The organism is Pseudomonas sp. NPDC079367, from assembly GCF_044542195.1.
Lineage (GTDB): Bacteria > Pseudomonadota > Gammaproteobacteria > Pseudomonadales > Pseudomonadaceae > Aquipseudomonas.
Map to the genome: position 1 here is coordinate 132,701 of NZ_JBITTW010000001.1, position 25,654 is coordinate 158,354.

20 protein-coding genes and 1 pseudogene are annotated in these 25,654 nt (G+C 58.9%); 9 read left to right on the forward strand and 12 right to left on the reverse strand.

Annotated features, from left to right (window positions below):
* Positions 1 to 12: 12 nt before the first annotated feature.
* From ACIGDJ_RS00510 to ACIGDJ_RS00520, 3 genes are all read right to left on the reverse strand, one after another.
* Positions 13 to 699 (reverse strand): HPP family protein, encoded by a 687-nt coding sequence (locus ACIGDJ_RS00510; RefSeq protein ID WP_101160243.1) that lies wholly within the window; start codon positions 697 to 699, stop codon positions 13 to 15.
* Positions 700 to 855: 156 nt separating this feature from the next.
* The gene (locus ACIGDJ_RS00515) at positions 856 to 2,034 is read right to left on the reverse strand and encodes an MFS transporter (RefSeq protein WP_397478124.1); all 1,179 of its coding nucleotides are present in this window, start codon (positions 2,032 to 2,034) and stop codon (positions 856 to 858) included.
* A gap of 118 nt (positions 2,035 to 2,152) precedes the next feature.
* The gene (locus ACIGDJ_RS00520; RefSeq protein WP_397478125.1) at positions 2,153 to 3,532 is read right to left on the reverse strand and encodes a UDP-glucose dehydrogenase family protein; all 1,380 of its coding nucleotides are present in this window, start codon (positions 3,530 to 3,532) and stop codon (positions 2,153 to 2,155) included.
* Positions 3,533 to 3,774: 242 nt separating this feature from the next.
* Between ACIGDJ_RS00520 and xerC the strand changes: the two genes are divergently transcribed.
* On the forward strand, positions 3,775 to 4,713 hold the full coding sequence (gene xerC, locus ACIGDJ_RS00525) for a tyrosine-type recombinase/integrase (RefSeq protein WP_313001209.1): 939 nt from the start codon (positions 3,775 to 3,777) through the stop codon (positions 4,711 to 4,713).
* Between the two features lie 6 nt (positions 4,714 to 4,719).
* Here xerC and ACIGDJ_RS00530 read toward each other — a convergent pair whose 3' ends face one another.
* The 5 genes from ACIGDJ_RS00530 to ACIGDJ_RS00550 form a co-directional block, all read right to left on the reverse strand.
* The gene (locus ACIGDJ_RS00530; RefSeq protein ID WP_101160233.1) at positions 4,720 to 5,268 is read right to left on the reverse strand and encodes a membrane integrity-associated transporter subunit PqiC; all 549 of its coding nucleotides are present in this window, start codon (positions 5,266 to 5,268) and stop codon (positions 4,720 to 4,722) included.
* Positions 5,269 to 5,285: 17 nt separating this feature from the next.
* Positions 5,286 to 6,941: an intermembrane transport protein PqiB gene (locus ACIGDJ_RS00535; protein WP_397478126.1), complete on the reverse strand. Its 1,656-nt coding sequence runs from the start codon at positions 6,939 to 6,941 to the stop codon at positions 5,286 to 5,288.
* Between the two features lie 125 nt (positions 6,942 to 7,066).
* The gene (locus tag ACIGDJ_RS00540) at positions 7,067 to 8,368 is read right to left on the reverse strand and encodes an NAD(P)/FAD-dependent oxidoreductase (protein ID WP_397478127.1); all 1,302 of its coding nucleotides are present in this window, start codon (positions 8,366 to 8,368) and stop codon (positions 7,067 to 7,069) included.
* Positions 8,365 to 9,453 carry a polyamine ABC transporter substrate-binding protein gene (locus tag ACIGDJ_RS00545; RefSeq protein ID WP_397478128.1) on the reverse strand — a complete coding sequence of 363 codons (1,089 nt, stop codon included), beginning with the start codon at positions 9,451 to 9,453 and terminating at the stop codon, positions 8,365 to 8,367. Before ACIGDJ_RS00545 ends, ACIGDJ_RS00540 begins: the two co-directional genes overlap by 4 nt.
* Positions 9,454 to 9,625: 172 nt before the next feature.
* A complete protein-coding gene (locus tag ACIGDJ_RS00550; RefSeq protein WP_313001198.1) occupies positions 9,626 to 10,984 on the reverse strand; it encodes a glutamine synthetase family protein in 1,359 nt (452 codons plus the stop codon).
* Between the two features lie 162 nt (positions 10,985 to 11,146).
* Between ACIGDJ_RS00550 and ACIGDJ_RS00555 the strand changes: the two genes are divergently transcribed.
* The 7 genes and pseudogenes from ACIGDJ_RS00555 to ACIGDJ_RS00585 all read left to right on the forward strand — a co-directional run bounded on the left by ACIGDJ_RS00555 (position 11,147) and on the right by ACIGDJ_RS00585 (position 19,728).
* A complete protein-coding gene (locus tag ACIGDJ_RS00555) occupies positions 11,147 to 12,043 on the forward strand; it encodes a helix-turn-helix domain-containing protein (RefSeq protein ID WP_101160218.1) in 897 nt (298 codons plus the stop codon).
* Positions 12,044 to 12,124: 81 nt separating this feature from the next.
* A complete protein-coding gene (locus ACIGDJ_RS00560; protein ID WP_313001195.1) occupies positions 12,125 to 12,634 on the forward strand; it encodes a sigma-70 family RNA polymerase sigma factor in 510 nt (169 codons plus the stop codon).
* Positions 12,634 to 13,584: a FecR domain-containing protein gene (locus ACIGDJ_RS00565; RefSeq protein ID WP_397478129.1), complete on the forward strand. Its 951-nt coding sequence runs from the start codon at positions 12,634 to 12,636 to the stop codon at positions 13,582 to 13,584. Before ACIGDJ_RS00560 ends, ACIGDJ_RS00565 begins: the two co-directional genes overlap by 1 nt.
* A 67-nt stretch (positions 13,585 to 13,651) precedes the next feature.
* On the forward strand, positions 13,652 to 16,054 hold the full coding sequence (locus tag ACIGDJ_RS00570; RefSeq protein WP_397478130.1) for a TonB-dependent siderophore receptor: 2,403 nt from the start codon (positions 13,652 to 13,654) through the stop codon (positions 16,052 to 16,054).
* A gap of 105 nt (positions 16,055 to 16,159) precedes the next feature.
* Positions 16,160 to 16,607: pseudogene (locus ACIGDJ_RS00575) on the forward strand (cupin domain-containing protein).
* A gap of 375 nt (positions 16,608 to 16,982) precedes the next feature.
* On the forward strand, positions 16,983 to 18,158 hold the full coding sequence (locus ACIGDJ_RS00580; protein ID WP_223194055.1) for an integrase: 1,176 nt from the start codon (positions 16,983 to 16,985) through the stop codon (positions 18,156 to 18,158).
* A gap of 277 nt (positions 18,159 to 18,435) precedes the next feature.
* Positions 18,436 to 19,728 (forward strand): integrase, encoded by a 1,293-nt coding sequence (locus tag ACIGDJ_RS00585; RefSeq protein ID WP_028688854.1) that lies wholly within the window; start codon positions 18,436 to 18,438, stop codon positions 19,726 to 19,728.
* Positions 19,729 to 20,506: 778 nt separating this feature from the next.
* Here ACIGDJ_RS00585 and ACIGDJ_RS00590 read toward each other — a convergent pair.
* Both ACIGDJ_RS00590 and salA read right to left on the reverse strand, forming a co-directional pair.
* Positions 20,507 to 21,853 (reverse strand): aromatic acid/H+ symport family MFS transporter, encoded by a 1,347-nt coding sequence (locus tag ACIGDJ_RS00590; RefSeq protein WP_023629719.1) that lies wholly within the window; start codon positions 21,851 to 21,853, stop codon positions 20,507 to 20,509.
* A 73-nt stretch (positions 21,854 to 21,926) separates the two neighbouring features.
* The gene (gene salA, locus ACIGDJ_RS00595) at positions 21,927 to 23,216 is read right to left on the reverse strand and encodes a salicylate 1-monooxygenase (protein ID WP_024075419.1); all 1,290 of its coding nucleotides are present in this window, start codon (positions 23,214 to 23,216) and stop codon (positions 21,927 to 21,929) included.
* A 127-nt stretch (positions 23,217 to 23,343) separates the two neighbouring features.
* On the opposite strand from salA, the gene ACIGDJ_RS00600 reads away from it, so the two are divergent.
* Entirely contained in the window at positions 23,344 to 24,246 is a 903-nt protein-coding gene (locus tag ACIGDJ_RS00600) for a LysR family transcriptional regulator (protein WP_023629248.1), read from the forward strand.
* 73 nt (positions 24,247 to 24,319) lie between these two features.
* Here the strand turns inward: ACIGDJ_RS00600 and ACIGDJ_RS00605 are convergent, their stop codons facing one another.
* Together ACIGDJ_RS00605 and ACIGDJ_RS00610 are read right to left on the reverse strand one after the other, a co-directional pair.
* Positions 24,320 to 24,547, reverse strand: coding sequence for a DUF2790 domain-containing protein (locus tag ACIGDJ_RS00605; protein WP_023629249.1), 228 nt, complete (start codon positions 24,545 to 24,547; stop codon positions 24,320 to 24,322).
* A 156-nt stretch (positions 24,548 to 24,703) separates the two neighbouring features.
* On the reverse strand, positions 24,704 to 25,639 hold the full coding sequence (locus ACIGDJ_RS00610; protein WP_023629250.1) for a LysR family transcriptional regulator: 936 nt from the start codon (positions 25,637 to 25,639) through the stop codon (positions 24,704 to 24,706).
* Positions 25,640 to 25,654: the final 15 nt, after the last annotated feature.

Below are 25,654 nucleotides of genomic sequence, written 5' to 3' on the forward strand. Positions count from 1 at the left end.
CCTACAAGGCGATCATCGGAAGGTTTCAGTAATGCTGCGGCGTTTGGCGTGCAATTCGCTGGCGTGGATCAGGCGCTCAAGGTCTTCGGGGGTGACGTCGATGAAAGCCTCCATGTCGGCCAGCGCCAGTTTCAGGTCTTCGGCGGTGATCGCCTGGCGGTCGACCGGGACCACTGGCGGTGCAGGTTCAGCAGCGCGTTTCGGATAGCGGATGCGGGTGAGGTTGTTGTAGGCCAGCGCGCTGGCAAGCATGCACAGGGCGCCGAGCATCACCGGTTCCATGGCTTTCCAGTCCATGGCGATGGTGGCCGGATCGGCCAGCACCAGTGTCAGCGCCAAGGCGCCGGCCGGTGGGTGCAGACAACGCAGCCAGCACATCAGGATCACCGCCATGCCAGCGGCGAGGCAGGCACTACCCAGCGTTCGACCGAGCACATGGGCTACCAGCAAGGCAACCACTCCAGCGCACAAGTACCCGCCGAGAATCGACCACGGTTGGGCGAGGGCGCCGGAGGACACGGCGAACAGCAGCACCGCCGAAGCACCGAGCGGGCCGATCAGGTGAAACGCAACGTCGTGCCCGAACACCTGCGCGCACATCCACACGCTGAACAGCGTGCCCAGGCCCATGCCGATCGCGGCACGGCTCCATTCAGTAGGGCGGGTATTGATGGCGGCGGGCAACCAGCGAGCAAGCATGTAGAACTGATCCTTTGCAAAATTCGAGGCAAAAAAAAGGACTTGTCCGGCATATCCGGAAAGCCCTCGAAGCGTTCCAACATTGGGGGAGGAACGCGCGTAGTTTGCCGATCAAAGTGGATGCTGACAAATTCATATAAGTGCAGTTTTAGTGCACTATTTTTGAATTGAAGCAGCGCGGCGCGCGCTGACAAAACAAAGATAGCCGCCTAGCGCTGCCAGCGCGCTCAGGGCGAAGAACATACTCGGCGCAGGCGTATGCATCAGCAGAAACCCGCAGATGACCGGGCTCGCCCCGCCGCCGAGTGCCGCGAGGTTTTGCGCGCCGTAGTAGCTGCCGCGCAGTGCCTCCGGGGCGAGGGTGTCGACGAAGAGGAAGTCGGCCGGGTAGATGATCATCTCGCCCAAAGTGAAAATGAACATGGCCACGCACCAGCCGAGCAGGCTGTCGGCCACGCTGAAACCGATGAGGCCGATAATGAATAGCGCGGTGCCGCCGGCAATCCAGTGACGCAGGTGTTCGCGACTCAGCCAGCGCCCGACCTGGTACTGCAGCACGATGACCGTGATTGCGTTGCAGGCCAGCAGGGCGGCCATCGTGTCGAGCATTTGTTGCTGGGTGTGGGCGACCAGCAGGTATTGCGACAGGTACAGGGTGAAACGCCCGTGCACCAATGTGCTGAGCAGGCAGCCAAGGGTGAACAACACCATCGTCCGGTCGTTTTTGAGGATCACCAGGGTGTTGAGGAAACTCTGCGGCGCGCTGCCGACAGATAATGGGCGGGCATCCCTGGCCCCGCCGAACAGCAGAAAAATACTGCCAATGGCAATTGCGCCGGCAACGATGAACGGCGCGGATGGCTGCACCCCGGCAATCACCACGCCGAGCATCGGGCCGACGGCGTAGCCGATATTGGTCAGCGTGTAATTGAGCGAAAACGCCTTGACCCTCTGGCCCACCGGCAGGTGTTCACTGAGGATCGCCTTGCTGCCGATCAGAAACAGCGCCGACGCGGTCTCGCTGATGATCAGCACCACGGTGACCAGATACAGATTCTGCGCGACGGTTAGCAGGAACAGGCCTATACCGCTGGAGAGCATGGTCAGGATCAGCAACTGGCGCTTGTCGAGCCTGTCGATGATGTAGCCGCCGTACAGCGACAGCAACGTGGCGCTGAACACGGCGATGCCCAATAGCAAGCCGACATCCTGCGGATTGAGCCCCAGTTTGTTGCTGAGAAACAAGGTCAGCAGCGGACTGATCAGTGCGCGACTGATGACCACGGTCAGCGAGCTGATCATCAATCGGCGAATGAACGGAGAATAGATGGCCACGGAAGGGGAATGTCCTTATTCGGGAAGCCTTGGGCGAACGCCATCCTCTCTGTGCAGGCGCCACCGGTCAACCTCCATGGCACCACACACAACTTCAGCTGGACACCACAGGGCCAGCTCAAGCCACGTCCGAAGCCGCCGGCCTCTGCCGCAACGTAATCGGTAACTTGCACGATTCACCGCGGCCCATCGGGAAATACTGAAAACCGTTACGCGCCAGGCGTTCAGCGTCATACAGATTGCGGCCATCAAAAATCACCGGGCTGTTCAGACGCTGTTTGATCAGCTCGAAATCCGGCGCCTTGAACTGTTGCCATTCGGTGCAGATGATCAGCGCGTCGGCACCGGCCAATACTGATTCAGGCGTCCCCATCAACATCAGTTTTGGCTCGTTTGGATAAAGCCTCTGGGTTTGCTGCATGGCTTCGGGATCGAACGCACGCACGCTGGCGCCAGCAGCCCATAAAGCCTCGAGCAGTACCCGGCTCGGCGCGTCACGCATGTCGTCGGTGTTGGGCTTGAACGCGAGGCCCCACAGAGCAAAGGCCTTGCCGCGCAAGTCGCCGTGGTAGAACGCCTTGATGCGCTCGAACAGCTTGTGCTTCTGCCGCTGATTGATCGCCTCGACCGCTTGCAGCAGATCACTGGAACAATGCGCCTGCTCGGCACTGTGAATCAGCGCGCGCATGTCCTTGGGAAAACACGAACCGCCGTAGCCGCAACCCGGATAGATGAAGTGATAGCCGATCCGCAAATCGGCGCCGATGCCATGACGCACCGCTTCAATGTCCGCACCGAGGTGCTCGGCAAGTTCGGCGATCTGGTTGATGAAGCTGATTTTGGTCGCCAGCATGCAGTTGGCGGCGTATTTGGTCAGCTCGGCGCTGCGCAGGTCCATGAACAGGATGCGCTCATGGTTGCGGTTGAACGGTGCGTACAGATCGCGCATCACCTCGCGCACTTCCGCGCCTTCGCAACCAATGACGATACGGTCCGGGCGCCGGCAATCGGCAACGGCAGAGCCTTCCTTGAGGAATTCCGGGTTGGAGACGATATCGAACTGCAGCAGTCGGCCGACCTTGATCAGGGCCTTTTCGATGTAATTGCGCAAGGCATCGCCCGTGCCCACCGGCACCGTGGATTTTTCCACCACGATCAATGGCTGCTCACGATGTTGAGCAATAGCGTCGCCGACTGACAGCACAAAGCGCAGATCTGCCGAACCGTCCTCGCGTGACGGCGTGCCCACTGCGATAAACGCCACGCGCCCATGCAACACCGCGAACCGCTCATCAGTGGTGAATAACAGGCGTTTCGAATCCAGGCCCTCGCGTACCAGGCTCGCCAGCCCTGGCTCGAAAATACTGACGTGGCCCTCGCGTAACTGCTCGATCTTCTGCGCATCGACATCCATGCACACGACCTCGTGACCGACCTCAGCCAGCACCGCCGCCTGCACCAGACCGACATAACCACTGCCAAACACCGTGATCTTCATGCCGCACTCCTGCTTGCAGTTCCCTGCATTGAAGATAAGAGCGCGATGTTTCAGTTCGCCTACCGCCGAGGAGGCAGCATTCCGACCGTTCGGGGAATGCCCGATTGACTTTTACGACCTCGAACGTCAGGTTGTCGCCCTTTGGCGGCAACCCCTGTCATTGAGTCAGGCCGTTTTTTTGCGTTCCATTTCATACATTTATTGTTTTTGTTGAATCGTTTTTTATTTCAAGGCCGTTTCGTTTGAGTGATTTGTCGAGTACCCAGCCCGCACCGTCCACCAGCAATCCGCTGACCGTTTACCTGGCTCGACTGGCGCCTTCCAGCCAGTTGACCATGCGCTATGTGCTGCAAGACGCCGCCGACCGCCTCGGTTTCGAAGATGTCGATATCGAAGAAATCCCCTGGCACGGCCTGCAACCGGAAGATGTGGTGGCGCTGGTCGCCGCTTTGCGTGCCGACGGTTACGCGCCGAATACGTCGTCGCTGTACGTGAACGCGGTGCGCGGCGTGATGAACGAAGCCTGGCGCATGAGCCTCATCACGCAGGATCACCTGCTGAAGATGCGTTCGGTCAAAGGCATTGCCGGTACACGCTTGTCTCAGGGGCGAAACCTCAAGCGCACGCTGATTCACGAACTGATGGAAGTCTGCGCTGCCGACCCGCGCCCGCAGGGCTTGCGTGACGCAGCAGTGATTGCGTTGCTGTACGGCACCGGCATGCGCAAGTCGGAATCGGTGGATCTGGATCTGAGTCAGGTCGACTTTCGCGAACGCAGTCTGACGGTCACCGGCAAAGGCAACAAGCAGTTGATCAAGTACGCGCCGGCCTGGGCATTTGCCAAACTCGACGCCTGGCTGCAGCTGCGTCGTTCCCAGCTCAAGGAAGGCGAGAGCGACGATGCGTTTCTGTTCAACCGCATTCGCCGGGGCAGCCACATCACCCGCGAGCGCATCACCAAACACGCGATTTACTACATCGCCCGCCAGCGTGGTACTCAGGTCGGGGTGAAGATCATGCCCCATGATTTCCGTCGTTCATTCATCACCCGGGTGATCGAAGAGCACGACCTGTCGATCGCGCAGAAGCTTGCCCATCACAGCAATATCCAGACGACCGCCAACTACGACGTGCGCGATGACAATGAGCGGCGGCGGGCGGTGGATCGCTTCGATTTATAGACGGTGTCAGCTTTGCGGCGGGCAGCGCGAGCCGGTGGCAGTCTGCGCGATGTGCGCAGCGAGACGTTTGACGTTGTTCTGTTGCGCAGTCACCAGGTCTTCGATGCTCGGCCCTGAAGACGTCTGCAGGACCGAACGGCAGGTAAGCATCGCCGCGTCCGCCGCCCCCAGCGGGCGAACTCGCCATTTCACGTCGATCAAGGCGTACTGGCCGGGAATCGAATCGAAACGCTGCACATCGACGCGCACGGAGGCTCGATGCTGGCCGACGCCGCCGCTCAATTGATCGGCCAGCGCGCCGCGTAATTCATCGGCAAGCGTGGCGCTCCACCAATCGGTATCAAGAATGGCCACGCCGCTGTTGCCTTGGCGAATCACAATCTGCGCGCGATCGACCTGCGGCGGCACGCTGATGCTTTCGATAGCGATGTCGGCGCCATTGCGACTGGCGCCCGGTTGCGCCGGGGTCAGCGTGTGAAAGCTGATCGGGTCGCTGCGGCACGACGTCAGTAGCACGAACGCAGCGAGCACGGTGATCTTCAACGGTAAAGCCATGGAGGCAGCTCCTGTGCTCAATTGCGTGGCGGTCCTTTGAGGTCCAGCGGTGCGGCGTTATCGGGACGCCCGCGAATCAGCGACTCAGGATGGCGACCAAGGTAATCCGACAGCTCACGCAACGATCGCGACATGCGCCCGAGCTCGTCGAGGGTCTCGGTCAGTTGCTCGCGTTGCGGTGAATCCTCGGCGAGAGTCGAATTGGCGGACTGCAACGTCTTGCTGACGTCGGCGAGAGTGCTCTGTACACCCGGCAGGGTTCTGGCGTTGAACTGCTTCAGCCCCTTGCGCAACTCGACCAGATTGCCGTCGAGGTTGTTGGCGATGCGCTCCACCGGCAGTGCGTTGATCTTGTTGACCATGGCTTCGAGTTTTTCCTGCAACTGTTCGAGGCTCCCTGGGACGGTCGGAATAGTGACCGGTCGTGCGGTAGGGTCGAACGCGACCTTCGGCGCTTTGGGGTAGAAATCCAGCGAGATATACAACTGCCCGGTGAGCAGGTTGCCATTGCGCGCCTGGGCGCGCAGACCGTTTTCAATGAATGTGCCGATCAGGCGCGCGCCGGTGGCCTCGTCGTTTTCGTCGCCATGGTAGGTCTTGAGGATTTTTGCGTGGGCGCGGCCGAGTCGCTGCGGATAAATAACGATGCCGACATTGACTGGAAAGGTGCGTTTGACCTCGTCGAAGTCGAGGTTGACTGCCACCACTCGACCGATTTCGATGCCGAGGAACTCAACCGGCGCATCGACCTTGAGCCCGCGCAAGGCCTGATCAAAACGCAGGGCCAGATACTGCGCCTTTCCGTCGGGCGGGGCGAGGGCAGCGGTCTGGTTGGCGAACAGTTCGAAATTCCTGTCTTCGCTGGCCAGCGTGTCGTTGGGGCTGTAGTCCGGCGCTCGGAAAGCGATGCCGCCCACCAGCAAGGTCGACAGCGACTCGGTTTTTACCGCAAAACCGTTGGCGCCAACATTGATGTCGATGCCGCTGGCGTTCCAGAACCGGGTATTTTCGGTGACGTAGGCATCATTGGGCGAATGCACGAAGACTTCGATGTTGACGCCTTTGCCGTCCGGGTCGAGCGCGTAGGAGACCACCTGGCCAACGGGAATCTTGCGGTAATAGACGGGGGAACCGATGTCCAGCGAGCCGAGGTCGGCAGTGTGCAGAGTGAAGCGCTTGCCCGGTTCGCCGTAGGTGATCGGCGGGGGGTTCTCGAGGCCTTTGAAGTTTTTTGCCCGATTGCTGGCCTGACCGATGTCGGCGCCAATGTAGTCACCCGACAGCAGCGTATCGATGCCCGAGACGCCGCCAGCGCCGATGCGTGGACGCACCACCCAGAACTGGGAATCCTCGCGAGTGAAGGCTTCGGCCTGTTTGGCCAGTTTGATCGTGGCGTTCACATTTTTATGATCGTCGGCCAGTTCGACCTCTGAGACATGGCCGATGACCACGTTGCGGTACCTGACTTCAGTCTTGTTGGCGGTCAGGCCATCGCCGGTCTTGAAGGTGACGGTGATCGTCGGGCCTTCCTGCAGGATGTTGTGTATCACCAGCGAAATGCCCACCAGCACCGCCACAATCGGCACGATCCATACCAGCGAAATGCCGAAACGGCGGGTTTTGATCGGCGCCTGACCGGGTGCTCGCGGTTCGTCGCTGGCTGACGACTTCATCCATGTCCTCCTCAATTAATCGGGCACTGAGCGTCAGGAACGCAAAAGCACTTCATCAATATAGAAGTGCTTGGCGATAGAGCAAATCAACAGCCGCTTTAACTTAGGGAATGTGTAAGCGCCTGTTAACCGAGCATTTCGCGCAAGCGATACCAGAACATGCCCAGCGCCAGCAGCGGCGAACGCAGAGCCGGGCCGCCAGGGAAGGTCATGTGCGGCACGCCGCTGAACACATCCATGCCTTGGCTGTGCCCGGCCTGGATGGCTTCGCCCAACAACTTTGCACACCAGTGGGTGACATTCAGGCCATGGCCGGAGTAACCCTGTGCGTAGAACACGTTCGGGTGCTGTTTGAGCCGTCCGACCTGTGGAAAGCGGTTCGCGGTGATGCCGATCCTGCCGCCCCACTGATAATCGATGCCCACGTCGGCCAGTTGCGGAAACACTTTGAGCATCTTCGGTCGCATATAGGCGGCGATGTCCGCCGGATCACGCCCGGAATAATGACAAGCGCCGCCGAACAGCAAACGTCGATCAGCCGAGAGCCGGTAATAATCGAGCCCGACCTTTTGATCGCACAGCGCCAGGTTCTGTGGAATCAACTGTGCGGCACGGAGTTCGTCCAGCGGCTCGGTGGCGATGATGTAACTGCCGGCGGGCAGGACTTTGCCACTGAGCTTCGGTTCGAGTTCGTCCAGATGCGCGTTGCAGCCGAGCACCAGGCTACCGGCCCGCACTGAACCGGTGGCGCAGCGCACCTCGACGGTAGCGCCATGGAGAATTTCCAGCACCGGACTCTGCTCGAAAACGCGCACGCCCAGCGAAGCCGCAAGCCGCGCTTCACCTTGCACCAGATCCAGCGGATGGAGGTGACCCGACCCCATGTCGATCAACCCACCGGCGTATCCACCGGCATCGACCACTTGCTGACGGATGTGCTCAGGGCCTACCAGCGACGTGGCGTGGGCGTAGCCGAGTTCGCCGAGGCTGTCCTGTTCCTGCTTGAACGCGGCGAATTGCGCGGCGGTGTTGGCCAGTTCGCAAAAGCCCCAACGCAGATCACAGTCGATGGCGTTGTCCGTAATGCGCTGGCGCACCAGGTCCACCGAATCGATGCCGGCGCGCTGCAGATACCGCACGCCGTCGCGCCCAACGTAGCGGGCGAAACCCTCGACGTCATGGCCAATGCCGCGAATCAGCTGACCGCCATTACGCCCGCTGGCGCCCCAGCCAATACGCCGCGCCTCAAGCAGCACCACCGACAAACCGCGCTGCGCCAGTTCAATGGCGGTGTTGACGCCAGTGAAGCCGCCGCCGATCACACAGACATCGACAATCAGATCGTCGTCCAGCACAGGGTAGGGCGTGCTCGCCCTCGCGGAGGCGGCGTACCAGGAGCGGGCGTGTTGTGCGCTGTGCTGATTCATTTGTTTGACTTCACTTTGCTCCACGACCGGGTCATCAGGCGCATGATCGTCTGGGGCGGAGTCGAGGAAATGTAGAGTTTATCGAGCACCGATTGCGGCGGATAAACCTCAGGATTGTTGACCAGTGCCTGGTCCATAAATGGCTTGGCCGCAGGGTTCGGGTTGGCGTAGCCGACGGTGGCGCTGACCTTGGCGATCACTTGCGGGTCGAGCAGGTAATTGATGAAGGCATGGGCCTCTTTGGCGTTGCTGGCGTCGGCGGGAATCGCCAGCAGATCGAACCACAGGTTGGCGCCCTCCTTGGGAATCGCATAAGCGATATTCACACCGTTTTTGGCTTCCCGGGCGCGGTTGGCGGCCTGGAAAACATCGCCGGAGTAACCGAACGCGACGCAAATGTCGCCATTGGCCAGGTCCGACACGTACTTGGAAGAATGGAAATAGGTGATGTAAGGACGGATGCTCAGCAGCTTGGCTTCAGCCTTTTTATAGTCCTCAGGGTTTTCGCTGCGCGGGTCCATGCCCATGTAATTGAGAATGGCCGGAAACACCTCGTCGGCCGAATCCATCATCGACACGCCGCACTGGCTGAGCTTCTTCAGATTCTCGGGTTCGAACAGCACGGCCCAGGAATCGATGTGGTCGATGCCGAGCACTTGCTTGACTTTGTCGACGTTGTAACCGATGCCGTTGGTACCCCACAGATAGGGCACCGAGTGCTCATTGCCTGGATCATTTTTCTCAAGTAATTCAAGCAGTTTGGGGTCTAAGTTCTGCCAGTTTGGCAACTGCGAACGATCGAGCTTCATAAACGCCCCGGCCGTCACCTGACGGGCGAGAAAGTGGTTGGACGGCACCACCACGTCATATCCGGTACGACCGGCGAGGAGTTTGCCTTCCAGCGTTTCGTTGGAGTCGAAGACGTCGTAGATCACCTTGATCCCGGTTTTGCTCTGGAAGTCGGCGAGGGTGGTTTCGCCAATGTAGTCGGTCCAGTTGTAGACACTGACCCGTGGCTCGGCGTGGGCTGTGGCGCTGAACAGCACACTCAGCGCGACCGGGAGTACGGATTTCAACAGACGCATATCGACACCTCTTCTTGTAATGATCGTTCCCACGCTCTGCGTCGGGATGCCTCAACGGACGCTCCGCGTTCGGCTCTGGATGGGACGCAGAGCGTCCCGGGATGCATTCCCACGCAGGAGCGTGGGAACGATCAATAACTCACACCTTCGCCATTTTCTTCTGAGAAGGCCGTCAGACGCTTAGCAGCAGGAACTCACGCTCCCACGAGCTGATCACGCGTTTGAAGTTTTCGTGCTCAGCGCGTTTCACCGCGACGTAACCGCGAACGAATTTGCTGCCCAGGTATTCGGCTACTTTCGGGCACTCTTCCATTTGCGTCAGGGCTTCTTCGATGGTGATTGGCAAACGCAGGTTGCGGCGTTCGTAGGCGCGGCCTTCGACCGCCGCGCTCGGTTCGATCTGTTCGACCATGCCGATGTAGCCGCACAGCAGGCTTGCGGCGATGGCCAGATACGGATTGGCGTCGGCGCCGGGCAAGCGGTTCTCCACGCGCATCGACTCCGGCCCGGAAGTCGGCACACGCAGGCCCACCGTGCGGTTCTCTTCGCCCCACTCGACATTGACCGGCGCTGAAGTGTCCGGCAGGAAGCGGCGGAACGAATTGACGTTCGGCGCGAACATCGGCAGGACTTTCGGGATGTATTTCTGCAGCCCACCGATGTGATGCCGGAACAACTCGCTCATGTTGCCTTCGGCATCAGCAAAGATCGGCTTGCCGGTGGCGATCTCGACCACGCTCTGGTGCAGGTGCATGGCACTGCCGGGCTCGTCGCCGATCGGCTTGGCCATGAACGTCGCGGTGACGTTGTGCTTGAGCGCCGCTTCGCGCAGGGTACGTTTGAACACGGTGATCTGGTCAGCCAGGTCCAGTGCATCGCCATGGCGGAAGTTGATTTCCATCTGCGCCGGGCCGTCTTCGTGGATCAGCGTGTCGAGGTCCAGGCCTTGCAGTTCGCACCAGTCGTAGACGTCTTCGAAGAGTGGATCGAATTCGTTGGCGGCATCGATCGAGAACGACTGGCGACCGCTTTCCGCACGCCCAGAACGACCCAGCGGCGCTTTGAGCGGCAGGTCCGGATCTTCACAGCGCTGGGTCAGGTAGAACTCCATTTCCGGCGCGACAATCGGCTTCCAGCCCTTGTCGGTGTAAAGCTGCAGGACTTTCTTCAGCACATTGCGCGGCGACAGTTCGATCGGGTTGCCGAACTTGTCGAAGGTGTCGTGGATGACGATGGCGGTCGGCTCGATCGCCCACGGTATGACGTAGACGGCATCGGAAACCGGTTTGCAGACCATGTCGATATCAGCCGGGTCGAGCAGGTCGTAGTAGATGTCGTCGTCGACAAAATCCCCGGTTACCGTTTGCAGCAGCACGCTCTCCGGCAGGCGCATGCCGCGCTCATGCAGGAACTTGTTGGTCGGTGCAATCTTGCCGCGGGCGATGCCGGTCAAGTCGCTGACCACGCATTCGACTTCGGTAATCTTGTGATCTTTCAGCCAGGTGAACAGCTGATCGAAAGGGGCGTTCATAAAGACCTCGTTATTGGTTTTGTAGACGCCGGGGAGGGCGGGTTTCATCTTCCGCCCCTTCCCCTGTGGCGCGTTGGCGACTATCTTGGGCGCGGCTTGTGATTCCATCTATCCACTTTCAGCAGCACCCAAGCGCACCAAAAGAGTGCGCAAGGTCCACCCATGACAACGTGCAATCCGCTCCAGGTTCAAGCGTTCAACACCGCCGATGTGGCCGAACAAGTGCGCGCCACGCCGGGTTGGATTCAGCATTACCAGCAGATGTCGCCGGGGCATTTCGCCGGACAGATTCGCTATCTCGATCTGCAGGGCGTCGAGGTCTACGAAGAGCAGATGAACACCCGGGTGGAGCAGAATTTCAGTGCGCCATCGGGTGCGCTGGCATTTTGTTTCGATCGCAGCGACAACGCGCTGTATCTGCTCAATGAAGAGAGCCGCAACATCTGGATCACTCCAGAGAACTACCGCGAAATCGCGGTGGTGTTCGGAGCGGATTTCGTCCGCGACCACGGTCTGGATGTGGCGAAACTCGAAGGCTTGTTCATGGCGCCGCTGAATTGCGGCCAGAACGCTTTGTTCAGCGGCTGGTTAAGCTCGATTCTCACAAAATTGTCGCAAGCAATTGATCCGCTTGATAAAAGTTGCCTGACGCAGCAGCTGCTTGAGGACTGCCTGTTCATCCTTGACAACGCTCAAACCACGCTCGACCGTGGCGGATTGCTGCGGCGCAACGACGAACGCAAGATCATGCAGCGAGTAGGGGAGTGGGCGGCTGATTCGTCGGAGGACACGGTCAATCTGCTCGAACTTTCTCACGTCGCAGGGGTACCGCTGCGCCAGTTGCAACAGGCGTTCAAGGCCTACACCGGAATGACCCCAAGTCACTGGTTACGCTTGCGCCGGTTGAACAGTGCGCACCGGGAATTGCTCAGGCGGCGACCCACGCAAACCACGGTTGCCGAGGTGGCGATGCGCTGGTCGTTCTGGCATCTGGGGCGGTTTTCCAGCAGTTACCGAGCGCTGTTCAAAGAGCTTCCGAGCGAGACGCTCAGGCGCTGAGCAGAAAAAGGCTTTGTGTCCTAGGTGAAGTTAAATAGAATCAGTCTCATTTGAATCTACCTTCGCGCAGGGTCTCTTGAGATGATTGAATCCACGTCACCGGCGGAGCAGAGCCTGCAGCAGTTGTACCGCGAGCATCGCGGCTGGCTGGAAACTTGGTTGCGCCGGCGCATGGGCAATGCGTGGGATGCGGCTGACCTGAGCCAGGACACCTTTCTTCGCGTCTTGTGCAACGCACCGCCATTGGCCGAGTTGCGCGAGCCGCGCGCGTATTTGCTCACCGTCGGCAAACGTCTGCTGAGCAATTTCTACACGCGGCGCCATCTGGAAAAAGCCTACCTTGATGCCTTGGCGCTGATGCCTGAAGACTGCGCGCCGTCGCCGGAACAGCGCTGGCTGCTGCTGGAAACCCTGCAGGCACTGGATGAGTTGCTCGATGGCTTGCCGCGCGCGGTGCGCCGGGCGTTTTTGTGGAGCCAACTCGAAGGCCTCGGTTACCGCGAGATTGCCGAGCGCTTGCAGGTTTCTGAACGTACCGTCAAACGTTACATGGCTCAGGCCTACGAGCATTGCCTGCTGGTGGAGCTGTGATGCGCGTTACTCCAAGCGATGAAACGCGCGAAGTGGCGCGGGCGGCGGCGCAATGGCTGGCATTGCTCGAGTCCGGCGGTGCCAGCGATGAAGATCACGCCCGGTTGCAGCATTGGCGCAGCAGCAACAGTCGCCACGAAAATGCGTGGCAGAAAATCCAGCAGCTGCGTCAGCGTTTCGCAGGGTTGCCGCCGGCGCTGACCATGGCCACGCTGGATCGGCCGGACCCAGCGCGGCGCGCGGCTCTCAAGCGTGCCTTGGGCGTGGCGGCGCTGGTGCCGGCGGCGTGGTTGATCGGCCGTGAGTTGCCGCTGGATGTCTGGCGCGCCGATTTGCACACCAGCACCGGTGAGCGACGAACAGTGCAGTTGGCGCAGGACTCTTCATTGCAACTCAACACCGACAGCGCAGTGAACGTCGATCTGCCTGCACGCCAGTTAACGCTGATCCGTGGCGAGATGGCGCTCAATGTGGCGGGCGAATCAGCCTTTATCGTCAACGCGCCTTTTGGCCGAATGATCGTCAGTCACAGCGACATCTCGGTGCGCCTCAGCACCCGCAGTTGCCAGGTCTGCGTGTTGCGCGGTTCGGTGCAATTGCAGCCGCTGCGCGGCCCGGCGCTGGTATTGAAGCAGGGCCAGCAAGTCAGCCTGCAAGCGTCCGGCGCCGGGGCGGTGACGGCGTTCGACACGTTGATGCCCGGCTGGCGCGACGGGGTGTTGATGGCGCAGAACCAGCCGCTCGGTGAGTTCCTGCGCGAACTGAGTCGCTATCGCTCGGGCGTGCTGCGCTGGGATCCGGCGCTGGAATCGCTGCGCATCACGGGCAGTTTCCGCCTCGACGACACCGACCAGGTGCTGTCACTGCTGGCCGCAAGCTTGCCCGTCGATGTGCACACGCAGACGCGATTTTGGGTGTCGCTGGTGCCGCGTGCAGAAAAAACTGGCTGAAGCCTGTCCCTTTTTTTCGCCTCGCTGGTCATTCCAGGCAAGTGAACAAAATCGAGAGCTTCTTCCAATGCCCGCAGTATTCCCAGGTCGTTTGCGTCCGTTGTTGCAGTTGAGCCTTTTGCTGAGCCTGAGTGCCAGCCCCTTATTGATTCAATCGAGCTGGGCTTACGATGGCAGCCGGCGCAGTTATCAGGTGCCGGCCGGTAGCCTGAGTGCGGCGCTGACGCGGTTCGCCGGTCTCGCCGGAGTCAATCTTTCGGTGGATCCGGCGCTGGTCAGCGGCCGCAACAGCAACGGGTTGTCCGGTGAATTCGGTGTAGAGGAGGGGTTCAGCCGGTTGTTGCTGGGCTCCGGTTTGCAGCTGCAACCGGTTGCCGATCAGGCTTATACGCTGGTGCCCGCAGCAGAAGGCAGCACCTTGCAACTTGCGCCTACCTCCATTCTTGGCGCGAACGACCCGGCGGATGCCGACGTGTTTGCCGGAGGCCAGGTGGCGCGGCGTGGCTCGCAAGGGCTGTTGGGCTCCAGGGATTTCATGGAAACCCCGTTCAGCATGACCACCTACACCAGCCAAACAGTGAAAAATCAGCAGGCGCGCACGCTCGGCGAGCTGATCGGCAGCGATCCTTCGGTACGCGCAACCAACCCGGCCGGTGGGCGCTATGAGCAATTCACCATCCGTGGCTTCAGCCTGTTCAACAGTGACGTTTCCTATAACGGTCTCTACGGTGTGTTGCCGACGTACACCATCGACATGGAAATGGCTGATCGCGTCGACATCCTCAAAGGCCCGAGCCAATTGATCAACGGGATTTCGCCACGGGGCAGTGTAGGAGGGGGGATCAACGTCGTGCCGAAACGCGCGACCGACAAGCCGATCACCTCGCTGACGACCAATTACGCCTCCAACAACCAAATCGGTGGCGCAGTGGATGTCGGACGGCGCTTTGGCGAAGACAATCAATTCGGTCTGCGTTTCAACGGCGTTAAACAGTCCGGTGATACCGAATGGGATCATCAGAGTGTCGATCGCGACATGGCAGTCCTTGGCCTGGATTTTCGTGGTGAACGCTTGCGACTTTCCACCGATATCGGCCACACCGAACGCGACACCGACGCACCGCAGGAACGCGTGCAGGTCGCGGCCAATGCCAAGGTGCCGAACGCCAATAATGTGCGCGATAACTATGCGCAACCCTGGAGTCAGGCGCGCACCAGGGACACGTTCGGCACGGTCAACGGCGAGTTTGATGTCAGCGATTCGGTCATGCTGTATGGCGGCGTCGGCGCACGTAAAAGCAATCACGATTTTTTGCGCCACGCGGTGTCGGTGAGCAACGACGCCGGTGACTTCAGCGTACAGCCGCGAGATTTCACCCGCGACGAAAACGTCCGCACGGCCACGGCCGGAGTGCGCAACTGGTTCCATACCGGTGCGGTCAGTCATGAAGTCAACCTGGCGGCCAACTACTTTTATATGGACTTCGAAAACGGTGGCGCTCGTTACGCGTCCGGGCGCAGCAATCTCTACGACCCGGTGGAAATCGCCAGACCCGGCACACCGACCCGCAATGACGCTAAGGTCTACACGGAAAATCGCTTCAGCGGTGTGGCCTTGTCCGACACGCTCGGCTTCTTCGACGATCGCTTGTTGCTGACCCTGGGTGCGCGTTGGCAGCGGGTCAAAGTCGATGACTGGAGCGACGGCGTCAAGGGCGATACGGCCTACGATGAGGAAAAGGTCTCGCCATCGGGCGGTGTTCTGTTCAAGGCGACAGACAAACTGTCGCTCTACGCCAATTACATGGAAGGTCTGAGCCAAGGCAAGATCGCGCCATCGACCTCGATCAACGAAGACGAAATCTTTCCGCCATTCATCAGTCGCCAAGTCGAAGTCGGCGCCAAGTATGACGCGGGCGCCTATGCGCTGACGGCAGCAGTGTTCCGCATCAAACAACCTGCCTACGAAACCAACGCTACCACGCGAGTCTTCGGCCCGAATGGCAAGCGCGAGAACAACGGTGTGGAACTGAGCGTGTTTGGCGAACCGCTCAAGGGCGTGCGATTACTCGGTGGTGTGATGTACATCGACAGCGAACTGACCCAGACCACCAACGGTACATTCGACGGCAATCGCGCACCGGCGACCCCCAAATACAACGTCAACCTTGGCGCGGAGTGGGATGTGCCAAACGTGCAGGGGCTGACACTGACCAGTCGCGGGATTTACTCGAGTTCGCAGTATCTGGATCAGTCGAACGACAAGGAAATCGACTCTTGGGAGCGGTTCGACGTAGGCACACGCTATGCTTTCAGATTGGACGAAAAGACCGTTACGTTGCGGGCGAATGTCGAAAATGTGTTGGATAAACGCTACTGGAGCTCGGCGGGTGCCTCGGATGATAGCGAGCCGGGATTGACCCTGTCGACGCCGAGAACTTATCTGCTCTCGGCGACGATAGATTTCTGATGGAGCAGGGTAAATGCATCGATCATCGTCGATAATACATTAACTACACTAAATGACCGTTTAGTTGAGCTAAACAAAAACACAGGCAATATGACGGGGAAGGCCATGATTCAGCGTCAGCCGAACGCAACCGATGCGATTGCTGCGTTGAATCTTGAGTCTCATGTCGAAGGCGGCTATTACCGCAGAACTTATCAGGCCGATCATCGCGACTGCCTCCAAACGCAGCATTTGCACCTTGGCGATGCAATCGAATACAACCTGATCCACGCTCACGGCTTACTGCAAACGCTGGTAATGGGCAGCGATCTTTCCGCAGGCCAGCAACTGCTATTGCATGTACCGGGTGGCACCTGGAAAGCCTCGCGATTGCTCGCAGGATCAAATGGCTTTGGTTTGATCAGCGAAGCAGTTTCGCCAGGGTTTGATTTCGCTGATATGGAAATCGGCGATCGTGCAAAATTGACGGCGCAAATTTCCGCAGCACGAAGAGCTCATTAAAAAGCAGGCACGTGATGAGAAGAACGGATCGGGTAAAACGTGGTTTGTATAGGAAGCCGTTTTGAGATGACGATCCAGATGTGAACATCTTGGGTAGCCACGTTGATTCAGTAATATATTGTTACGTGTAATGTATATTATGTTAAATCATGGCTGTTCATGGCCGATCACTACCAACCTTCGAACTGGTGATAAATGTGACGCCTGATGAAAAAGTAGAAAATGACTGATTAAAAAAAATACCAAGATATCAGTGAGATGCAGCATTCTCCGCTGTCAAGGTTTCCCTTGCCCCCCCTCGTTAACGGTTAAAAAAGGAGAATCCTGATGAGGCTTTTGCCTGTTTAAAAAGCCTAAAAAGAAGACTAAATACTGTGCTATTTTTCAAGAGTACTCGTGACTTCCTTTTAGACCAATGGGATCGTCAATGTCAAAAGTCATAGACCCTCGGCCTGTCCTTGCTGGTCCCGAAAGTATGTCTCTCGATCTCGGGCTGTACTACGCTCGCTACCCCTGCATCGAAGCCTTCCTCAGTAGTCTCTCCGCTAATCTTGATGTAGAAACGGACTTAAAATGCGCTATCCGCTTTCTTGCATATCATAGTCACCCGCTTGGAACCTTTAATAATTACCGAACATTCGTTGAACGTTTGCTCCTATGGAGCTGGATTGTCGCCGAAAAAACTGTACTGACACTAGATAAAGAGACGTTTACGAATTTTATTACTTTTTGCAAGATGCCACCTTCAAATTGGGTTGGATTTTCTACAACCGCTAGATTCGCTCAAGTCGATGGTAATTCGGTTTTCAATGAATCATGGCGGCCTTTCAATATTCGAGCATCTAAAGATGTAGGGGCGCGCAGCCCTAAAGTGGAAACCTTGCGTTTCATTCGTAGCGTTTGTAGTTCATTTTATGGTTTTCTCTGCGAGGAAGATGTGATAGCGATAAATCCAGCTATATCATCACGAACTTTCTATGGAAGAGGAATGCGCGCTACTTACCCTGTGGAACGATATTTAACTTCCGAGCAATTAGGTCAGGTTCTGCAAGCGCTAGAATTTCATGCGCTGGGTGATCCTGCTGGTGAGCGTGCTCTTTTTATAATAGCAGCAACGACTCTTATGTGTTTGCATGCTGCAGACCTTGCAAATGCTGATAACTACTGCCCATGCATGAATTGCTTTGTTCTAGACGATGCCAGATGGTGGTTGATACTAGAGGCGCCAGGTCGGCTGCTAAGGAAAGTTGAAGTCACTCCAGAGTTCCTGCCCTACTTGAGACGCTATCGAAAAAGCCGAGGACTACCCCCGTTCCCAGAGCAGAACGAAGAAATCCCTATCTTGGAGGCTAGTCACGGGCGCCCCGGTCTTTCCGTGCGACAAATACGAAGCATTGTTAAAGAAGCGCTTATGAAAGCTCATGCAAGCATTACTTCTACAGACAAAGGCGGTGAGCACTGGAATATCCTGCTTGGTGGCAGTATGCGTTTTTTGAAAGAAAGCGGCGCAAAGATTCGTGCGCAAAGCTTCCGCCCTGCCGAGTTGCAGAAATATCTAGGCATTTTCAGCTTGGCTTATACCTATGGAAGGTATTATGGTTGATAGAGCGTTCCCCGCTAGCTTAAATTCCTGGCCTATAAGCTTCTCTGGCGGGACGCCCGGCAGACTCATTTCTCCCATTTAAAAATCCGACTCCAATCGTAACTGCATGTTATTAAACGTATTATTTGTAAGGATCATGGGGTTACAGATTTTAAGAAGGACAGCGAGGATTGATCGGAGAAATCTAAGCAATATCCGATAATCACCAGACCCGGATATTGCTCTATACTACGCTGAAAGACCGATATAGACGCATTCGCCCAGGTTGAACCACTTCATGTCGCAGCATCCCCAGCCGCTTTTCGAGACCTTTGATCGCTTCCACGAACTCAACTTTCTTCACCTCAATGGCGAGCTTCCAGCGGTTCGGGACTTCCTCCATGGTTGTGCCGATGAGCTCCAGGCCGTCGAGGGCTATCGCGCCGTTCGGGGATTTCTGAAGTCCTACGCCGGCAACGAAGCCACGTTCAACTCCTATCGAACCCACGTCGAGCGGCTGCTGCTCTGGTCCCTACTGGTGGCTGTCAAGCCCCTTGTTGAACTGCGTCGCCGGGACGCCGAGGCCTTCATGGAGTTCTGCCTCAACCCGCCCGCCGACTGGATAGGTCCGGTCGTAAAGTCCCGCTTCCTGCGCGTGGGTGGTCGCAAGAAGCTCGACACGGACACCTACATCGTCAATTTGCAATGGCGACCTTTCAGTCACACTGTGGCCAAGCGCGAACGCAAGATTGCCGAAGAGGCCGTTGCCGCCCTTCCCTCCCGTCCCTACCGCTTGTCCCAGGGATCGGTGGCTCAGGTATTCGCAGTCTGCGGCAGCTTCTTCCAACACGCGATTGATGAGGGTCTCACCGAGGTGAACCCCTTCCGGGCGGTAAAACAGAAATCCATCTACAAGCAACGCAACACCTTGGATGTGGCGTCACGTTCCCTGACTCCGCTGCAGTGGAGCTACGTGATCGAGACTGCCGAGCAGATGGCCGCGACCGACCCGACACACGAACGCACTCTGTTCATCGTTGCGACTCTGTTCTCCATGTACCTGCGAGTCTCCGATCTGGTCGGGCGTGACAACTGGACGCCTACCATGGGCGACATCCGCCGCGATAGCATGGGCAACTGGTGGTTTCATGTGGTGGGCAAAGGCAACAAGGCCGCCAAGATCAGCATCCGCGACGAATACATCCAGAACTACCTGATACGCTATCGCCAGCATTTACAGCTCTCCCCCCAGCCATCTGCCCACGAGAAAACACCGTTGATCAGTTCCCTGAAGGGGCGTGGTGGGCTATCTGATCGACATATTCGCCTGCTGCTCCAAGGGCTATTTGATCGCGCTATGGGGCGTATGGCTGAGGAAGGCTGGAGCGATGACGAAATAGACCAGTTGCGTTCAGCTTCACTGCATTGGTTACGCCACACCTCCGCAACCTTTGATGCACCATATCGAGAGATGAAGGACCTCCAGGCTGACCTTCGTCACAATAGTCTCAGCACTACCCAAAATACGTACTACAACTCGCTGGACGAACAACGGGCACACTCGGTGAAAAGCCTTCCAATCAGACGTTAGACGCCCATTAAACACACACTTGTTTAGCCATCGCGCATAGCTTGAGAACGAGAAAATTTTCCTTGGCTCAGGTGATGGGTGAGTTATGCAACCAGCGCATGCTCGACCTCGACTCGCGGACATGCCATCTGCTTGCTGGCGCGTTTCTGCGCCAGCAAGAAATCAGGAGGTCGCGCTTCCGTCGTCATTGAAAAAGTCATCACGGGAGATGCGTCCGAAATCGCTGAGGTCTTGGTCTTACTGGTCTTCAGCGACCGTCTCGAAGATCGTCGATCATTGCAGCCTTCGTGCTGTACTTGGCTCCGAGATGTACCAGCCTCTCGATGTTCGCGGCAGTGAAGAACTGGTGGCCGGCAGCGATGACTCTCTGTGCTTTGATAATCCCGTGCAGGACTTCACCCACCCATTTCGCAGGCTGCGATCTTCAGGCGTTGGGGTTCGACAAGGCCCGGTCTCATCGTACGGGGCGTCCTGATTATGATCCGGCTAATCTGCTCAAGATCTGTCAGTACGGCTACGTGCAGCGCAACCGTCACGTTCATTGAAAAGTATGGATGTGATGACCGGCGCCTCAGCACCTGCTAACCATCGAGTTGGCAGCCGCTTCGAGTCTCAAGGCTTTCTCATGATCCAACGCCTAGCCTAGGATCCGACTACGCACAGCGGATCGGCATCTATAGCAGCCGAGACCATGGTGGTTCCATATGCCGGTTGCGAGCGGTCAACCAGAGCACCACACCCGACATGGGTGCGGTGCTCAGTTCCTGATAGCAGTGGATCAGCCGGCAGTCGATTCCAGAGGTTTCTCCATCAGCGTGCAGACCTGACCCGGCCGGTGCCAGAGAAAACCCATAATGGCGGCGGCGCCCACCAGCCCCGGCAGCGCGAACGCCAGAAAGCTCGCCTGCAACGGCAGTTGCGCGGCGTGCAAAGCTCCGCCCAGCAACGGGCCGATGATGGCGCCAATACGGCCAATTCCCATCGCCCAGCCCAGACCAGTGGAGCGGATATGCGCGGGGTAAAATTGCACGGCGCAGGCATTGGCGAGGATCTGCGTACCGATAGTGCAGGCCCCGGCCACGCCGATCAGCAGGTAGAGCACCGGCAGCGGTGACTTCAGCGCCAATAGACTCAGCGACAGCGCACCGGTGGCGAAGAACGCCAGGAGTACCCGACCCAGGCCTATGCGATCTCCCAGCCAGCCGCCGCCGATTGCCCCGAAGATGGCGCCGAAGTTCAGCACCAGCAGGAACGCCAGGCTGGAGTTGAGGCCGTAGCCGGCAGCGTTCATAAGCTTCGGCAGCCAGGAACTCAGGGCGTAGACCATCAGCAGGCAGCAGAAGAAGGCCACCCAGAGCATCAGCGTTTTCAGTGCGCGACCATCCTGGAACAACTGGGAGATGGCCACCTTGCCCGCCTGCCCCTTTGCCAGATTGAGCCGGTCGTGCATTTTGGGCACGTAGTCGGGCTCTGCCCTGGCCAGCAGCTCTTTGGCGCGTTCGACCTCCCCCTGGCGCAGCAGGAAGTTCAACGACTCCGGCAGCTGGCGCACCAGCAACGGCAGCACCAGCAGCGGTACAACCGCCACGAAGAACACCGATTGCCAGCCCCAGCTGGGCATCAACGCCATGCCCAGACCCGCAGAGAGCATGCCCCCCACCGAGTAACCGCTGAACATGATCGCCACCAGGGTGCTGCGGATTTTCTTCGGCGCGTACTCGTTCATCAGCGCCACCACATTGGGCATCACCCCACCGATACCAAGCCCGGCGAAAAAGCGGCAAATGGCAAACTCCTCGGGAGTGCGCGCGAATCCGTTGATCACGGTAAAACCGCTGAACAGGACCACACAGGTCATGATGGTCTTGCGGCGCCCGATCCGGTCCGACAGTGGGCCGAAGAACAGTGCACCGAGCATCATGCCCACCAATGCGCAGCTGCCTAGCAGACCGGCCTGCAGCGCAGAGAGGTTCCAGGCTTGCATCAGCGACGGCAGCACCACGCCGTAGATAACCAGATCATAGCCATCGAAGATAATGATCAGCGCGCACCAGAACAGCACGCGCCCGTGAAAGGTATTGAAGCGGGCCCCGTCAAGCAGGGCGGAAACGTCGATATCACGCATGGCATAGCTCTTCTTGTCATTGTTATAGAGCCGGAACCGGCATCGAGGCCGATTCCGGTAGAACGACGCGCAACTAGGCGCAGTGGCTCAGGGCTGTCCAACCTAGTCGAGCGCGGGCATCTCGCACGTCAGCGTCGAGGTCGTGGTTCCACAACCAGTCGAAGCGGCTAGCCAAGGTAGCTCCCAGCGCCTGTTTGTCATCACCCACTGCCGGGTCACGCAGTTCGTAAAGTTCACCGGCTTCCCAGGAGGTACGCTGCACGCGGCAGGCACGCGGGCGGCGCAAGGCGTCGTAGGCAGCCAGCAACTCATCGAGGTTGCCGCGACTCACCTGAACATCTCCCAGCAGGCGGGCGAGGAAGTAGGCGTCCTCGAGCCCCTGCCCTGCCCCGGCGCCCTGGTGCGGCAGCATCGCGTGGGCGGCATCGCCGATCAGCGCCACACGGCCGTGGACATAACCAGGTAGCTCGGCGAGGTCGTGCAGAGCCCAGTAGGTTGGCGAGGGAATGCACTCCAGCAGGATTCGCGCAGCATCGCCCCAGCCGACGAAGGCGTCGAGCATCTCACGCTGGCTGGCCTGACGAACCCAGGGCGAATTCTCGGGCCAGGTGGGCGCGGGCTGACTGCGGTCAGATACGAAGGCCACCACGTTGATGATGCGCCCCCGCTTAACCGGAAAGGTAAGGATGTGGCCATCCAGGCCCAGGTACATCTGCGGCACGTCCACCAAGTGCTCGTCAACGCCAGCGGCACGGTAGGCCTCGCGCAGGTGCAGGCTATCGATCATGCCACGGTAGGCGCAGGTACCACTGAAGCGCGGCACGGCGGGCGGGGCCCCGATACCCTCGAGGACATGGCCACGAATAGCCGATTTGATGCCATCGGCGGCGATCAGCAAGTCACCGCGATATTCACTACCGTCGGTAAAGCGCACACAGGCCTCATCGCCGTGCTGCTCCACGCCCACGGCGCGCTTATTGAATCGGGCAATGCCCTCCGGCAGTCGGCTGGCGAGCACGTCGAGGAAATCCGCCCGGTGCACCGAAGACTGCCCCACGCCAGGAGCCACGCTCGCGCCAATGTAACCGGCGTCGACGCTGCGGCGCCATTCGAACCACACGTCCTGCCAGGGCTCGGGGGTGCGATCGGCAACCTGGGCGTAAGGCTCTGCAATGCCGAGACCGGCAATGGCTCGCACCGCGTTAGCACCGAAGGAAACGCCCGCTCCCACCTCACCGAAGGCCGGTGCGGATTCGAAGAGCTGGACGTCGAGATGGGAATGGCGGCACAGATCCAGTGCCAGGGCGACGCCGGAAATACCGCCGCCGATGATGCCGATACGCAGGGCAGGCTTGGTGATCATGTTTGTACCCATGATGTTGTTGTTGGAGTGAAGTCATCATGGGCGCACGAGAAATATTGATAAATACCGCAGCCTGCATACAAACTATTTCAAACCTGAATATTCCTACCAACCTATGAGGCAGACCATGGACCTGCGCGACCTGGATCTGAACCTGCTAGTGGTGTTCAACCAGTTGCTGATCGACCGCCGCGTCTCCACCGCCGCGGAAAGCCTGGGTCTGACCCAGCCCACCGTGAGCAACGCCCTCAGGCGCCTGCGTACAGCCCTGCAGGACGACCTGTTCGTGCGTACCTATCAGGGTATGGAGCCTACCCCCTACGCCCAGCAACTTGCTGAGCCAGTGTCGCTGGCCATCCATACCCTGCGCGAGGCGCTGAGTCGCCAAGACAGTTTCGACCCGCTAACCAGCGAACGCACCTTCACCATCGCGATGACCGATATCGGTGAAATCTACTTCACCCCGCGCCTGATGGATGCCCTCTCCCGCCTGGCACCAGGCTGCCGCATCAGTACCGTGCGCAACACCTCCGTATCCCTGATCGAGGCGCTGCAGAGCGGCACCGTCGACCTCGCCGTAGGCCTGCTGCCACACCTGCAGGCAGGCTTCTTCACTCGCCGTCTGTTCCATCATCGTTACGTATGCATGTGTCGCAAGGACCACCCCGTCACCAGCGAGCCGCTCACGCTGGAGCGCTTCTGCGCTCACGGTCATGTGCGGGTCATCGCCGCCACCACCGGCCACGGCGAAGTGGACGCACACATGGCGCGTCTGGGGATAGAGCGGGACATCCGTCTCGAAGTGCCGCACTTCGTCGCTGTGGGCCATATTCTCCAGCGCACCGATCTGCTGGCCACGGTACCCGAGCGCTTTGCCGAGTGCTGCGTCCAGCCCTTCGGTTTGGTGGCCCTGCCCCACCCCGTGCAGCTACCGGAAATCGATATCAACCTGTTCTGGCACGCCAAGTATCACCGAGACTCCGCCAACCGCTGGCTCAGGCAACTGATGTTCGAGCTATTTGCGGACTGACGGCGCCCGAAGTGCCTGACAGCCCATTGCCTGCCATGAGGGATCGGGCTGACTGCCGAGTCCTGCGACGGACTCAATACACGCAGCTCTCGCCCTGGCGCAGATACACCAGGGTATGGATCTCGCCGTGTGAATCCTCATAGACCATGGTCGCCTCGCCCACCTCACAGCCCTGAGGCATCTCGATCGAAATGACCCTGGCGACATCCATGGCCTGGCCATAATGGTATGGCTGCGCATCGTCGGCGACTGCCCACTGAGCGACAAGTGTCACGCCGATCATCCAGTATCTTGCTTTCATGCTGCACCTCGTAATGACTCGATGAGCATCAGCTTAAGGAGTGGTTCCGGCAAGAAACAGCGAACTCCAGGCAAGGTAGTTTTGCCTTTAGCGTAATAATCGAAGAGCGCTAAGCGACAGGGCATCAACCCTGGCCACACCGGTTTGCTCCCAGGGTCACGCCCAATAGGTGGGGTTTTCCACCAGGGTTCGATTACCGCGGAATACCAGGGGTAATTGCTCCTTGAGGAACTCCACCCAGGTTCTCACCTTGGCATCGAGAAAGCGCCGCGACGGGTACAGCGCATAGATACCCCGCTCGTGCAGGCGATGTTCGGCCAGCAGGCGTACCAGTCGGCCCTGTGCGAAGGCCTTGGCCGCTATCAGGTCCGGCAGTACGCAAATACCCATACCCTCTCCTGCCGCCTGGGCCATCGCCTCGGCGACGTTGACCTGAAATGTTTCTCCCAGACGGATCGCCCGCTCGACGCCGTTGTCGGTAAAGGTCCAGCTGTCGCCAAAAACCGGGTCGAGCAGGCGCAGGCAGCGATGCTGGCTCAGCTCGTCGAGAGTCATCGGAATACCGTGCTGCCCCAGGTAGCTCGGCGCCGCACAGACCACGCTGTAGGTAGTGCCGAGCAGTTGAGCGACCAGTTCGGAGTCGGGCAACTCCCGGGCCAGAGTAATGACCACATCCTGCCCCTCCTCGAGCAGGTCAGGGTGGCGCTGGGAGAGCGTCAGCTCAAGGTTCACTTCCGGGTAGAGCTCGCTATAGCGGGCGGCCAAGGGTGCAAGTAGATGGGTGCCCAAACCGGTGATCGCGTGCACCCGCAGGCGCCCCCTGGGCATCAGGTAGGCACCACCGGCCTCGGCGCCAGCGTCTTCCAGCTCGCTGAGAATATGCCGACAGCGCTCCAGGTAACGGCTGCCTACCTCGGTCAGCCCCAGCCGGCGGGTGGTACGTTGCAGTAGGCGTGCCTGCAGATGACTTTCGAGTTCGGACACCTGCCGCGACACCTGCGCGGTGGACAAGCCCAGCGTCTGTGCAGCAGCCGTGAAGGTGCCCGCGTCCACCACGCGAGTAAACACCCGCATTGCCTGAAAAACATCCATCTGACTGTTACCTAT